This is a genomic window from Streptomyces sp. NPDC000404, assembly GCF_040300365.1.
Classification (GTDB): Bacteria; Actinomycetota; Actinomycetes; order Streptomycetales; family Streptomycetaceae; genus Streptomyces; species Streptomyces ramulosus.
This window is the reverse complement of record NZ_JBEPDN010000010.1, coordinates 256,135-268,864: the sequence shown is the minus strand read 5'-3', so window position 1 is coordinate 268,864 and position 12,730 is coordinate 256,135. Positions and strand designations below refer to the sequence as shown.

11 protein-coding genes are annotated in these 12,730 nt (G+C 73.9%); 6 read left to right on the top strand and 5 right to left on the bottom strand.

From position 1 onward, the window contains the following. Positions 1-16 precede the first annotated feature (16 nt). From ABT345_RS21140 to ABT345_RS21125, 4 genes are all read left to right on the top strand, one after another. Positions 17-1,489 carry a catalase gene (locus tag ABT345_RS21140; RefSeq protein ID WP_345085785.1) on the top strand — a complete coding sequence of 491 codons (1,473 nt, stop codon included), beginning with the start codon at positions 17-19 and terminating at the stop codon, positions 1,487-1,489. A 521-nt stretch (positions 1,490-2,010) separates the two neighbouring features. Continuing rightward, positions 2,011-2,736, top strand: coding sequence for a hypothetical protein (locus tag ABT345_RS21135; protein ID WP_345085783.1), 726 nt, complete (start codon positions 2,011-2,013; stop codon positions 2,734-2,736). A gap of 91 nt (positions 2,737-2,827) precedes the next feature. After that, on the top strand, positions 2,828-3,340 hold the full coding sequence (locus tag ABT345_RS21130) for a GNAT family N-acetyltransferase (protein WP_345085781.1): 513 nt from the start codon (positions 2,828-2,830) through the stop codon (positions 3,338-3,340). A 192-nt stretch (positions 3,341-3,532) separates the two neighbouring features. After that, the gene (locus tag ABT345_RS21125) at positions 3,533-3,913 is read left to right on the top strand and encodes an MmcQ/YjbR family DNA-binding protein (RefSeq protein WP_345085779.1); all 381 of its coding nucleotides are present in this window, start codon (positions 3,533-3,535) and stop codon (positions 3,911-3,913) included. Between the two features lie 41 nt (positions 3,914-3,954). Here ABT345_RS21125 and ABT345_RS21120 read toward each other — a convergent pair whose 3' ends face one another. The 3 genes from ABT345_RS21120 to ABT345_RS21110 form a co-directional block, all read right to left on the bottom strand. Continuing rightward, the gene (locus ABT345_RS21120) at positions 3,955-4,596 is read right to left on the bottom strand and encodes a class I SAM-dependent methyltransferase (RefSeq protein WP_345085777.1); all 642 of its coding nucleotides are present in this window, start codon (positions 4,594-4,596) and stop codon (positions 3,955-3,957) included. 185 nt (positions 4,597-4,781) lie between these two features. After that, positions 4,782-6,440, bottom strand: a complete 1,659-nt coding sequence (locus tag ABT345_RS21115; protein ID WP_345085775.1) for an AMP-binding protein — start codon at positions 6,438-6,440, stop codon at positions 4,782-4,784. Next, complete coding sequence (locus tag ABT345_RS21110) at positions 6,437-8,140, bottom strand: AMP-binding protein (RefSeq protein WP_345085773.1); 1,704 nt, start codon at positions 8,138-8,140, stop codon at positions 6,437-6,439. Before ABT345_RS21110 ends, ABT345_RS21115 begins: the two co-directional genes overlap by 4 nt. A 128-nt stretch (positions 8,141-8,268) precedes the next feature. Here ABT345_RS21110 and ABT345_RS21105 point away from each other — a divergent pair, with 128 nt between their 5' ends. After that, positions 8,269-9,102 (top strand): helix-turn-helix transcriptional regulator, encoded by an 834-nt coding sequence (locus ABT345_RS21105; protein WP_345085884.1) that lies wholly within the window; start codon positions 8,269-8,271, stop codon positions 9,100-9,102. Between the two features lie 210 nt (positions 9,103-9,312). Beyond that, on the top strand, positions 9,313-9,897 hold the full coding sequence (locus tag ABT345_RS21100) for a GNAT family N-acetyltransferase (protein WP_345085771.1): 585 nt from the start codon (positions 9,313-9,315) through the stop codon (positions 9,895-9,897). 42 nt (positions 9,898-9,939) lie between these two features. On the opposite strand, the gene ABT345_RS21095 is transcribed toward ABT345_RS21100, so the two are convergent. Together ABT345_RS21095 and ABT345_RS21090 are read right to left on the bottom strand one after the other, a co-directional pair. Then, positions 9,940-11,100 (bottom strand): XdhC family protein, encoded by a 1,161-nt coding sequence (locus ABT345_RS21095; RefSeq protein WP_345085769.1) that lies wholly within the window; start codon positions 11,098-11,100, stop codon positions 9,940-9,942. A gap of 32 nt (positions 11,101-11,132) precedes the next feature. Beyond that, the gene (locus ABT345_RS21090; RefSeq protein WP_345085767.1) at positions 11,133-12,590 is read right to left on the bottom strand and encodes an NCS2 family permease; all 1,458 of its coding nucleotides are present in this window, start codon (positions 12,588-12,590) and stop codon (positions 11,133-11,135) included. Positions 12,591-12,730 lie beyond the last annotated feature (140 nt).

Genomic DNA, 12,730 nt, shown 5'->3' with positions numbered 1-12,730 from the left:
CGTACGGAAGGTCATCATGACGAAGCCCACGCCGACCGCGCGCGTTCTCACCACGGAGTCCGGCGCCCCCGTCGCCGACAACCAGAACTCCTCCACCGCCGGCGTCGGCGGCCCGATCGTCCTCCAGGACCAGCACCTGCTGGAGAAGCTCGCGCGGTTCAATCGCGAGCGCATCCCGGAGCGCGTCGTGCACGCCCGGGGCTCCGGCGCCTACGGCCACTTCGAGGTGACCGACGACGTCACCGGCTTCACCAGCGCCGACTTCCTGAACACCGTCGGAAAGCGCACCGAGCTGTTCATCCGCTTCTCGACCGTCGCCGACAACCTCGGCGGGCCGGACGCGGCGCGCGACCCCCGCGGCTTCGCCGTGAAGTTCTACACCGAGGAGGGCAACTACGACCTCGTCGGCAACAACACGCCGGTCTTCTTCATCAAGGACCCGCTGAAGTTCCCGGACTTCATCCACTCCCAGAAGCGCGACCCGTTCACCGGCAAGCAGGAGCCGGACAACGTCTGGGACTTCTGGGCCCACGCCCCCGAGGCCACCCACCAGGTCACCTGGCTGATGGGCGACCGCGGCATCCCCGCGTCGTACCGCCACATGAACGGCTACGGCTCGCACACCTACCAGTGGACGAACGCCCAGGGCGAGTCCTTCTTCGTCAAGTACCACTTCAAGACGAACCAGGGCATCCGCTGCCTCAGCGCCGAGCAGGGCGCCGAGCTGTCCGGCACCGACCCGAACAGCCACCAGACCGATCTGCTGCAGTCCATCGAGCGCGGCGTGTACCCGTCGTGGACGCTGTACGTGCAGCTCATGCCGGTGGCCGAGGCGGCGGACTACCGCTTCAACCCGTTCGACCTCACCAAGGTGTGGCCGCACAGGGACTACCCGCTCCAGCGGGTCGGCCGCATGGTGCTGGACCGCAACCCCGACAACGTCTTCGCCGAGGTCGAGCAGGCCGCCTTCTCGCCGAACAACTTCGTCCCCGGCATCGGCCCGTCGCCCGACAAGATGCTCCAGGGCCGCCTCTTCGCCTACGCCGACGCCCACCGCTACCGTCTGGGCGTCAACCACACCCAGCTGCCGGTGAACGCCCCGAAGGCGACCGTCGCCAACAACTACGGGCGCGACGGCCTGATGGTCACCAACGGCTACGACCGGCACGCGAAGAACTACGAGCCCAACTCCTACGGCGGGCCCGTGCAGAGCGACCGGCCGCTCGCCGCGCCGCTCGCCGTGGACGGCCACGTCGGCACCCACGCGGCCCCCGCGCACACCAAGGACGACGACTTCTTCCAGGCGGGCGAGCTGTACCGGCTGATGTCCGAGGACGAGCGGCAGCGGCTGATCGCCAACATCGCCGGCGGTCTCGCGCAGGTCAGCCGCGAGGACGTCATCGAGAAGAACCTCGCCCACTTCCACGCGGCCGACCCCGAGTACGGCCGGCGCGTCGAGGCGAAGGTCCGCGAACTGCGCGAGGACTGACGGGAGGTCGGTTTACCCGCGCATCCGTACCGGCCGGTCCGCTGAGGGGTGGCCGGCCGGTACGGAAGGGAAGCGCGGTGCTCCGCGGTACCCGGGGAGACCAGTGCGGTGGCAGCGCGCGCCCGGCAGGCGCGCCCTCCCCGCCGCGGAGCCCGCCTCTCCCGCTCCTCTGCACGACCCCACACACTCCGTCCGGCGCCGCGCTGTCCTGTCGCGCCCGAAACGCGCGTCGCCGGACGGGAACCACCCGCGTACGGCCCGGATCCGCACGGTCACGGATCCGGGCCGTACGTGTGCGGGAAGGCGGCGCGCGACAGCGGCCGCGCGCGCCGGGGCACGCGCCCCCTGCGCCCGGACCCGTGCCCCGCGGGGGCCGTACGCTCCCCCGGTGTCCCCGGCCGACCGGCCGCGATCGGCGCGAATTGGCCCCCTGACGGCCTGTTCGGGGGCACGATGGCAGAAATCAGCGGGCGTGCGGCGCCGGAAGACCGCCGCCCACCGATAGAACGCCAGGAGCGACCATGGCCGACAGCGTGCCGGTGCGGTGCCCCACGTGCCGCCGCGAGAACGCCTTCACCCCTCCGACCTTCCCCTGCGCGTGCGGGGCGCCGTTGACGGTGCCGGTGCTGCGCGGCGGTGTCCCCGTCGAGATCGTGCACCGCACCTGGCAGGGTTCCTGGGTGATGGTGCGCTGCGACATCTGCGGCCGCCAGGACGAGTGGCCGGCGCCGGAGTCCGGCTGTGTCTGCGGCACGGTCGTGCGTATCCCGGTGGTGCCCGTCCCGCCCGCACCGCCGCACGCCGCCGCCTCCGGCAGCCGCGGTACGGCACCCGCCGCCCCGCCCCAGGTGCTGCGCCCGGCGTTCCGGCCGGTCACCATCCGCACCGCCCGGGACTGCGTCACCGCCGCCGCGCAGTACCTGAAGTGGCTGGGCTTCACCGACGTCCGCCGCACCCAGGAGCGGACGGCGTCCGGGGTGGATCTGCGGGGCACCGGCGTGGTGGCGCAGGTCGATCCGACGACGCGGTCCACGGCGCTGCGCGAGATCGAGTGCGTCTGGCTCAACGGCCTCCACGACTCGGCCATCGCCGTCTTCTTCTCCCTCGCCGGCTACGCCCACGACGCCCGCTGCCGCGCCGACGACCTGCACATCCCGCTCTTCGTCATGGATCTGACGGGCACCCCGCAGCCGGTCAACGACGCCGCGGACGAGCTGATCCGCAACGGCGCGCGGCCGGGCGGCTGACGGGGCCCGCCGCCGCCCGGGCCGTGGGCCCGGGCGCGCCCGCCCCGGAATCCGGTTGCGGAGAAGCGGCCAGGCGGCGCAGACTCCGCGGATGATCATCCGCCCGGCCCGCGAATCCGAACTTCCCGCCCTGCGCTCCCTGGAGAGCGCCGCGGGCGCGCCCTTCCACGACATCGGCATGACCGCCGTCGCGGAGGACGAACCGCCCGCCCTCGGCGTCCTCGCGGCGAGCCTGCGCGCCGGGCGGCTGCTCGTGGCGTACGAGGAGGGCGGCCCGGGCGACGGCCTGGCCGGGTATCTGATGTGGGAGCCGGTCGACGGCGCCACCCACATCGAGCAGGTGTCGGTGGCCCCCGCCTACGCCCACCGCCGCATCGGACAGGCGCTCATCGACCGGGCCGCAGCCGACGGCGGCGGCCGCCCGCTGACCCTGACCACCTTCCGCGACGTGCCGTGGAACGCGCCCTACTACGCCCGCCTCGGCTTTCGCCCGCTCGCCGACACGGAGCTGACACCCGGCCTGCGCGCCATCCGGGCGCACGAGGCGGAACTGGGCCTGGACCGGTGGCCCCGGCTGTGCATGCGGCGGGAGGCGGCCGGGTGAGGAGCGGCTGACGGCGAGGGGGGCGGGCGACGGTCCGGGGCGAACGTTCGTCCCCGGGCACGGCCCGCCGCTCCCCGGCGGCCACCGCCCGACGCCCGCGGGCCTGGGCCTCGGGCCTCGGGCCTCGGGCCTCCCAGGCTTCCGGCCTCCCGGTCTCCGGGCCTCCCTGCCGCCGCCCGGCATAATGCCGCCATGATCGATGCCCAGGCGCTGCGCGCCGTCTGCCTGGAACAGAACGGCGCGGGCGAGGAGTTCCCGTTCCCGAGCAGCCCGGATCTGTCCGTCTTCAAGGTCTGCGGCAAGATCTTCGCGCTGACGGACCTGACGTCCGAAACGCTCTCCGTCAGCCTCAAGTGCGACCCCGAGCTGGCCCCGCAACTGCGCGCCGCCCACCCGGAGATCGTCCCCGGCTACCACCTCAACAAGCGGCACTGGAACACCGTCGCGCTGACCGGTGCGCTCCCCGACCAACTGGTGCGGGAGATGATCGAGGACTCCTACGACCTGGTCGTCGCCGGTCTGCCGCGCGCCCAGCGGCTCCTCCTCGACCGGGCGAGGCCCCGCCGGAGCTGAGAGTCCGCCGCGCCGCCCCGGAGGCGGTCACCCCGTGCGCGTCAGGCCGTACGGTGCAGCCGCCACACCAGGTCCACGCGGGTCCCCGGCCCGCCGGTGGGCGAGGGTGCGGGGCGCTCCACCGCCTCCCGTGTCACCACCCGCCAGGTCTCCGGCAGCGCGAGCTGCTCCAGGACGCCGTCGAGCGTCGGGAAGACCGCCTCGAAGGGGTGGTCGTGCTCGCCCTGCCAGGACGGCCAGCCGCCGTGCAGCACCAGCAGCAGCGTGCCGCCGGGGGCGACCGCCGCGGCGGCCAGCCGCAGGACGCGGTCTTGGTCCAGCGCCACCGGCGACTGCAGGAACTGCGCGCTGACCAGGTCGTACCTCCCCTCCGGGAAGGTGACGCCCAGCTCGTGGCGCTGCCAGTCGGTGCGCGCCGCGACGCCCGCCTCGGCGGCGTGGACGGCCGCGCGCTCCAGCGCCGTCGCGGAGATGTCGACGCCGGTGACGCGCCAGCCGCGCCCGGCGAGCCAGACGGCGTCGGCGCCCTCCCCGCACCCCAGCTCCAGGGCGGTGCCCGGTGTCAGGCCGGCGGCCTCGCGGACCAGCAGCGGGTTGGGGTCGCCGCTCCAGACCCGCTCGCGGTAGCGGTAGCGGTCCTCCCAGAAGCGGGCCGGGCCGGTGGTCGGGGGCGTGGTGGGCATGGCGCTCCTCGGGTGGTCGGCGCTCCGGCGCGCCCGGCGGGCGCGCCGGCGGCCAGGATCGCGCCGGCGGCGGGGACCGCCAAGGAAGATTGCCGGAACGGCAAGACCGGCCCGCCGGCCACCCGGGACGGACCGGACGCACGGGTGGCGCGCCCGCACGGACCGGACGCCCCGCCCCGGCTCCGCTACCCCTCCCCCGCCAGCCGCTCCCGCAGCTCGATCTTGCGGACCTTGCCGCTGACCGTCATCGGGAACTCCTCGACCAGTTCGAGCCGGCTCGGGATCTTGAAGTGGGCGAGCCGGGAGCGGCAGTAGTCGGTGAGTTCGTCGAGGGTGAGCGGGTCGGCGGGGTCGCGGAGGATGACGCAGGCGGCGATCGTCTCGCCGTACTTCGCGTCCGGGACGCCGACCACCTGGACGTCGGAGATCTTCGGGTGGCCGTGCAGGAACTCCTCGATCTCGCGCGGATAGACGTTCTCGCCGCCCCGGATGATCATGTCCTTGATGCGGCCGACGATGCGGACGTAGCCGTCGTCGTTCATCACCGCCAGATCGCCGGTGTGCATCCAGCGCTCCGCGTCGATGACCTCCGCGGTGCGCTCCGGCTCCTCCCAGTAGCCGAGCATCACGCTGTAGCCGCGGGTGCACAGCTCGCCCGTGGCGCCGCGCTCCACCGTCCCGCCGGTCGCCGGGTCGACGATCTTGACCTCGATGTGCGGCAGCACCCGGCCCGCGGTCGCCGTGCGGTGCTCCAGGTCGTCGTCGCGGCGGGTCTGGGTGGAGACCGGGGAGGTCTCGGTCATGCCGTAGCAGATGGACACCTCCGCCATGTGCATCTCGGCGACCACCCGCTTCATGATCTCCTCCGGGCACGGCGAGCCCGCCATGATCCCGGTGCGCAGCGACGACAGGTCGTACCCGGCGAAGTCGGGGTGCTCCAGCTCGGCGATGAACATCGTCGGGACGCCGTAGAGCGAGGTGCAGCGCTCGTCCTGGACGGCGCGGAGCGTGGCGGACGCCTCGAAGGAGGGCGCGGGGATGACGATGCAGGCGCCGTGCGAGGTGGCCGCGAGGTTGCCCATGACCATGCCGAAGCAGTGGTAGAAGGGGACCGGCAGGCAGATCCGGTCGTGCTCGGTGTAGCCGACGGTCTCCCCCACCGAGAAGCCGTTGTTGAGGATGTTGCGGTGGGAGAGGGTGGCGCCCTTGGGGAAGCCGGTGGTGCCGGAGGTGTACTGGATGTTGACCGGGTCCCCGGCCGAGACCTCGGCGGTGCGGGCCGCCAGCCGCTCCCGGGGCACGGCGGCGCCGGACGCCAGCAGCTCGCCCCAGCCCGGGTCGCCGAGGTGCACCACCTTGTGCAGTTCGGGGCAGTCGCCGCGCACCTCGGCGGCCATCTTGCGGTAGTCGCTGCTCTTGTGGCCGGTGGCGGCGACCAGCAGCCGGGTGCCCGACTGCCGCAGGACGTAGCCGAGTTCGTGGGTGCGGTAGGCCGGGTTGACGTTGACGAGGACGGCGCCGATGCGGGCGGTGGCGTACTGGAGGAGCACCCACTCGGGGCAGTTGGGCGACCAGATGCCGACCCGGTCGCCGTTGCCGATGCCCTGGGCGAGCAGCCCGAGCGCGACCTCGTCGACGTCGTGGTCCAGCTCCGCGTAGGTCCAGCGGCGCCCGGAGGGGACGTCGACCAGCGCCTCGCGGTCGCCGAACCGCGCGGCGGTGCGGGCGAGGTCGGCGCCGATGGTGCGGTGGATCAGCGGCTGTGCGCTGTCCCCCCGGGCGTAGGCGGACGCCGTGCCGTCCGGGGACGGGGCGTCGGCGGTCTCCGTGGCGGGTGGGGTCATCGGTGGTTCTCCTCCCGGTATTCGGCGCCGCCGTCGCCCTGCGCGGTGCGTTCGCGCAGCTCGATACGGCGGATCTTGCCGGAGACGGTCTTGGGCAGCTCGGCGAATTCCAGCCGCCGGATGCGCTTGTACGGGGCGAGCACCGTACGCGAGTGGGCGAACAGCGCCTTCGCGGTCTCCGGCCCGGGCTCCCACCCCTCGGCCAGCACGACGTACGCCTTCGGGACGGCGAGCCGCAGCGGGTCGGGCGCCGGGACGACGGCGGCCTCGGCGACCGCCTCGTGCTCCAGGAGCGCGCTCTCCAGCTCGAACGGGGAGATCTTGTAGTCGGACGCCTTGAACACGTCGTCGGCGCGGCCGACGTAGGTGATCCAGCCGTCGCCGTCGCGGGCGCCGATGTCGCCGGTGCGGTAGTAGCCGCCCGCCATCACCTCGGCGGTGCGCTCCGGGTCGCCGTGGTAGCAGGCCATCAGGCCGACCGGGGACGAGGAGAGGTCCAGCGCGATCTCGCCCTCGTCGCACGGGGCGCCGGTGACCGGGTCGAGCAGGACGACGTCGTAGCCGGGCGTGGGGCGGCCCATCGAACCGGGCTTGATCGGCTGACCTGGTGTGTTGGCGACCTGGACGGCGGTCTCGGTCTGCCCGAAGCCGTCGCGGATGGTCACGCCCCAGGCGGCGCGGACCTGCTCGATGATCTCCGGGTTGAGCGGTTCGCCAGCCGCGACGATCTCCCGCGGCGGGTGGGTGAGCGCCGACAGGTCGGCCTGGATGAGCATCCGCCACACGGTCGGCGGCGCACAGAAACTGGTCACCTCGGCGCGGTCCATCTCGGCCATCAGCCGGCCCGCGTCGAAGCGGGTGTAGTTGTGGATGAAGACGGTCGCCTCGGCGTTCCAGGGGGCGAAGAGATTGGACCAGGCGTGCTTGGCCCAGCCGGGTGACGAGATGTTCAGGTGCACATCGCCGGGGCGCAGCCCGATCCAGTACATCGTCGCCAGATGCCCGACCGGGTACGAGGTGTGGGTGTGCTCGACGAGCTTGGGGCGGGCGGTGGTGCCGGAGGTGAAGTACAGCATCAGCGAGTCGTCGGCCCGGGTCGGCCCGGTCGGCTCGAACGCCTCGGACGCCTCCCGCGCCTCCTCGTACGCCAGCCAGCCCGCGGGCGCGCCGCCCACCGCGATGCGGGTGTAGTCGCCGGGCACCTCGTCGAACTTGGGGGTGTCCTCGGCGCGGACGACGACGAAGCGGGCCTTGCCGCGGGTGATGCGGTCGGTGAGGTCGACGGGGCCGAGCAGCGGCGTCGCGGGGATCACCACGGCGCGCAGCTTCATCGCGGCGAGCGCGGTCTCCCACAGTTCGGCCTGGTTGCCGAGCATCACCACGATGCGGTCGCCGGGGCGTACGCCGCGGGCGGCGAGCCAGGAGGCGGTGCGGTCGGAGCGGCGGCGCATCGCGTCGAAGCTGATGCGGGTCTCGGTGCCGTCCTCCTCGACGATGTGCAGGGCGGTGCGGTCGTTGCCGCGGGCGATGACGTCGAACCAGTCCAGCGCCCAGTTGAAGTGGGCCGGCCGCGGCCAGCGGAAGTGCGCGCGGGCGCCGTCGTAGTCGTCGCCGAAGCGCACCAGGAGGTCCCGGGCGGCCCGGAACTCCTCGGTGGCGTCCGGCGAGCGGCCCTGCTGCGTCCCGTCCCTGTCCGACATGTGTCCTCCTCATTGCCCCACGCCTGGTGGACATCGTGTAATCAGTGACGCATGTCTCACCACCCCCGTACGGGGGGAAGCGGAGGTTACGGGTGTACGGCGAGCCGGGGACGGACACGTCCGCAGACCTGGGGGCGGCTCTGGCGCGGTTGCGCCGCGGCAGCGGACTGCCGGTGGCGTTCGGCGGATTGCACGGCGGGAACGGACGCTACCGGCTGACGTCCCTGACGGGCACGGCGACCGCCGCGCTGCGCGGTCTCGACATCCATCACGGCAACGGCGTCGGCGGCAAGGCGGTGGCGCTGCGCCGCCCGTTCACGGTGACCGACTACCACTCCTCCGCGGTGATCAGCCACGAGTACGACACGGCCGTCGCCACCGAGGGGCTGCGGTCGGTGGTGGCGGTGCCGGTGGTCGTCCGGCGGCGGGTGCGCGGGGTGCTGTACGGCGCGCTGCGCACCCCGGTGCGGCTCGGTGACGGCGCGCTGTCCGCGGTGCTGGACGCGGCGCGGGAGCTGGAGGAGGCGCTGCTGCTCCAGGAGGAGGCGGCGCGGCTGCTGGCGGCGGCGCGGCAGCCGGCCGCCGATCCGGCGCGGTGGGAGGAGGTCCGCGAGGTCCACGGAGATCTGTGGACGCTGGCCCACCGGGTCGCCGATCCGCTGCTGCGCCAGGAGATGCTGACCGCCTGCGGGCGGCTGGCCGCCGCCTCCCCGGACCGCGCGGCGCCGCCCGGCGAGGCGCCCGCGCTGCCCGCCGCGCGCGAGACCCCGGCGCTGGCGCCGCGCGAGGTGGACGTCCTGGTGTGCATCGCGGCGGGCGCCGCCAACGCCGAGGCGGCGGAGCGGCTGGGCCTGCGCCCGGAGACGGTCAAGAGCTATCTGCGGTCGGCCATGCGGAAGTTGGGCACGCATTCGCGGATGCAGGCGGTGATCGCGGCGCGGCGCCGGGGGCTGTTGCCGTAGCGGGCGGGTACGGCGGGGAGCGGGTGTGGCGACCGGCAGGCGCGGCGGGCAGCGGGCGCGGCGACCGGCCGGGTCCGTCCGCCGGCGCCGCCGGGCCCGCCCGGCGTGCCGTCCCCCGTCCTGTCCGGCGTGCCGACCCCGTCCCGTCCGGCCCGCGCACCGGCGAAAACACCGTTGCCGCACCCCCGTCCCGGCCGTCATCATCCCCGCATGATCGATGCCTCCGCCCTTGACGAGAAGCCCGTCCTGACCGGCGCCCGGATCCGGCTGGTGCCACTGGCCGCGCGGCACGCCGCCGACTACCACGCCGCGACGCTGGACCCGGAGATCCGGCGGCTGACGGGCAGTCACCGCGACTTCACCCGGGCGGAGATCGAGCGGTGGTGCGGCGGCGCGGCGGCGCGGGCCGGGCGGCTCGATCTCGCCGTCGAGGACCGGGAGAGCGGCCGGTTCCTCGGGGACGTCGCGCTGATGGACGTCGATCCGGACAACGGCCACGCCACCCTGCGCATCCTGCTGGTCGCCGGGGCCACCGACCGCGGTCTGGGCAGCGAGGCCGTCCGGCTGCTGCTCGGCCACGCCTTCGACCGCGTGCGGCTGCACCGCGTCCAGCTGGAGGTCTTCGCCTACAACCACCGCGCCCGGCGCGCGTACGAGCGCTGCGGTTTCACGGTGGAGGGGCGGATGCGGCAGGCGCTGCGCTGGGACGGCGCCTGGCACGACGTCCTGGTGATGGCGGTGCTGCGGACGGAGTGGGCGGACGGCGCCGCACGGGAGGCGGGCGCCACCGTCTGATCCGCGGCGGCGCCCGCCTCCCGTGCGTGAGGGGGCCCGCCGTCAGGCGACCGACCCTATCCGCGGCGGCGGGTCCCGGTGGATGGGCGTGTGCGCGCCGGTCAGGGGCGCGCCGGTGCCGCCGCGGCGGTTGGCGACGATCTCGGCGGCGATGGAGAGCGCGGTCTCCTCCGGGGTGCGGGCGCCGAGGTCGAGGCCGATCGGGGAGCGCAGCCGGTGCAGCTCCAGCTCCGTCAGCCCGGCCTCGCGCAGCCGTTCCAGGCGGTCGAGGTGGGTGCGGCGGGAGCCCATCGCGCCGACGTACGCCACCGGCAGCCGCAGCGCGCGCTCCAGCAGCGGGACGTCGAACTTCGCGTCGTGGGTGAGGACGCAGAGCACCGCGCGGGCGTCCAGTTCCTGGGAGTCGAGGTAGCGGTGCGGCCAGTCGACGACGATCTCGTCGGCGTCGGGGAAGCGGTCGGCGGTGGTGAAGACGGGCCGGGCGTCGCAGACAGTGACGTGGTAGCCGAGGAACTTGCCGACCCGCACCAGCGCGGCGGCGAAGTCGATCGCGCCGAAGACCAGCATCCGCGGCGGCGGCACCGCGCTCTCCACCAGCAGCGTCACCGGCTCCCCGCACCGCGATCCGTCCGCGCCGATCTCGACGGTGGCGGTCCGCCCCGCCTCCAGCAGCGCCCGGGTCTCGGCGACGGCGGTGCGGTCCAGGTCGCGGTGGCCGCCGAGGCTGCCGGTGACGGCGCCGTCGGGGCGTACCAGCAGGGCGCGGCCCAGCAGCGCGGGCGGGCCCTGCACCACGCGGGTCAGGGCCGCCGCCTCCCCGCGGGCGGCGGCGGCCAGCGCCGCGGCGAACACGTCGGGGTCCGGCGTCCGCGCGCCGTCCGGCGGGCCCTCGGCGCGCACCGGGGTGACGAGGATGTCTATGGTGCCGCCGCAGGTTAGGCCCACGGCGAAGGCGTCCTCGTCGCTGAAGCCGAAGCTTTCGCGGACCGTCTCGCCGCTCTCCAGTGCCTGCTGGCACAGCTCGTAGACGGCGCCCTCCACGCATCCGCCGGAGACCGAGCCGATGGCCGCGCCGTCGGCGTCGACGGCGAGTGCGGCACCGGGGTGGCGCGGTGCGCTGCCGTGGGTGGCCACGACGGTGGCCACCGCGAAGTCGCGTCGTTGCCCGACCCACCGGTGCAGTGCGTCGGCGATGTCCAGCATCTCGATTCTCCTCAGGGAAGGGGGCGGGCAGGTTATCCGACGCCGAGCAGGTTTTCGATCGGGTGAAGGGCAAAGTAGACGACGAAGACCAAGGTCAGCGCCCACATGAAGCCCCCCACCTCACGCCGTCTGCCCTGTGCCGCCCGGATGGCGGTGTAGGAGATGACGCCGGCGCCGACGCCCGCGGTGATCTGGTAGGTGAACGGCATCAGGGCGACGGTGAGGAAGACCGGAACGGACGTGGCGCGGTCGCTCCAGTCGACATGGGCGGCGGCGCTCATCATCATCGCGCCGATGACGACGAGGGCGGCCGACGCGACCTGCGCCGGGACCAGTTGGGTGAGCGGGGTGAAGAACAGGCAGGCGGCGAAGAGGAGCCCGGTGACCACCGCCGACAGGCCCGTCCGGGCACCCTCGCCGACGCCGCTCGCCGACTCGATGAAGACGGTCTGGCCGGAGCCGCCCGTCACCCCGCCGATCGCGCCGCCGGCGCCGTCCACGAACAGCGCCCGGGACAGGCCCGGCATCCGCCCCTGGTCGTCGGCGAGGCGCGCCTCGGTGCCGACGCCGATGATGGTGGCCATCGCGTCGAAGAACCCGGCGAGCACCAGCGTGAAGACGATCATGCCGACGCCGAGGCCGCCCAGCGACTGCCAGCCGCCGAACTCGACGTGCCCGAAGAGCCCGAAGTCGGGGGCGGCGACGGCGCTGCCGTGCAGGGCGGGGGCGGTGCCCTGCCAGTCCTTGTCGGTCAGATGGGCGGCCTTGGTGACGGCGATGGAGACGACGCTGCCGGTGACGATGCCGAGGAGGATGGCGCCGGGCACCTTGCGCGCCTGGAGCATGAAGATGAGCAGCAGGGTGAGGCAGAAGAAGAGCACCGGCCAGCCGGAGAGCTTGCCGGTGAGCCCGAGGGTGAGCGGGCCGCCCTCGCCGCGGCCGACGAATCCGGCCTTGACCAGCCCGAGGAGGGCGACGAACATCCCGATGCCCATGGTGATGGCGTGCTTGAGGGCCTGCGGGATCGCGTTCATGATCATTTCGCGGAGGCCGGTGACCACCAGCAGCATGATCACGGCACCGTAGAGCACGCACATGCCCATCGCCTGCGGCCACGTCAGATGCGGGACGACCTGCGTGGTCAGCGCCGCCGAGACGTTGAGCCCGGCGGCGAGCGCCAGCGGCACCTTGCCGATGAACCCCATCAGCAGCGTGCACAGCGCCGCGCCCAGCGCCGTCGCGGTGACCACCGCGGCGTGCGGCGGCGCCTGGCCGGTGACGTCGGGCGTGCCGAGGATCAGCGGGTTGAGCAGCAGGATGTAACACATCGCCATGAACGTCGTGACGCCGCCGCGTATTTCCCGCGCGGGCGTCGAGCCCCGCTCGGTGATGTGGAAGCAGCGGTCGAGCCACGCGCGTGAGGCGGGCCGGTGCGCGCCGCGGCCCGCGTCGTCCGCCGTCGTCGGTGGCCGGGTGGGCTGGTGGGTCATGGTGCCTGGCTCCCAGGGTGCTCTGGGGACCCGCGCCTGGGCGGGCCCCGGGACGGAACATCGGCTGCACGACCCGGGGGACGGCCCGAGGCGGACGGGGGCCGTCCGGCGCTGCGCGGACGGCGACCGGGCCGGGGTGC

Coding starts and splice junctions, on each gene's coding strand:
- ABT345_RS21140 (WP_345085785.1), top strand. CDS start 17: ATGACGAAGCCCACGCCGACCGCGCGCGTTCTCACCACGGAGTCCGGC.
- ABT345_RS21135 (WP_345085783.1), top strand. CDS start 2,011: ATGGCCGACAGCGTGCCGGTGCGGTGCCCCACGTGCCGCCGCGAGAAC.
- ABT345_RS21130 (WP_345085781.1), top strand. CDS start 2,828: ATGATCATCCGCCCGGCCCGCGAATCCGAACTTCCCGCCCTGCGCTCC.
- ABT345_RS21125 (WP_345085779.1), top strand. CDS start 3,533: ATGATCGATGCCCAGGCGCTGCGCGCCGTCTGCCTGGAACAGAACGGC.
- ABT345_RS21120 (WP_345085777.1), bottom strand. CDS start 4,596: ATGCCCACCACGCCCCCGACCACCGGCCCGGCCCGCTTCTGGGAGGAC.
- ABT345_RS21115 (WP_345085775.1), bottom strand. CDS start 6,440: ATGACCCCACCCGCCACGGAGACCGCCGACGCCCCGTCCCCGGACGGC.
- ABT345_RS21110 (WP_345085773.1), bottom strand. CDS start 8,140: ATGTCGGACAGGGACGGGACGCAGCAGGGCCGCTCGCCGGACGCCACC.
- ABT345_RS21100 (WP_345085771.1), top strand. CDS start 9,313: ATGATCGATGCCTCCGCCCTTGACGAGAAGCCCGTCCTGACCGGCGCC.
- ABT345_RS21095 (WP_345085769.1), bottom strand. CDS start 11,100: ATGCTGGACATCGCCGACGCACTGCACCGGTGGGTCGGGCAACGACGC.
- ABT345_RS21090 (WP_345085767.1), bottom strand. CDS start 12,590: ATGACCCACCAGCCCACCCGGCCACCGACGACGGCGGACGACGCGGGC.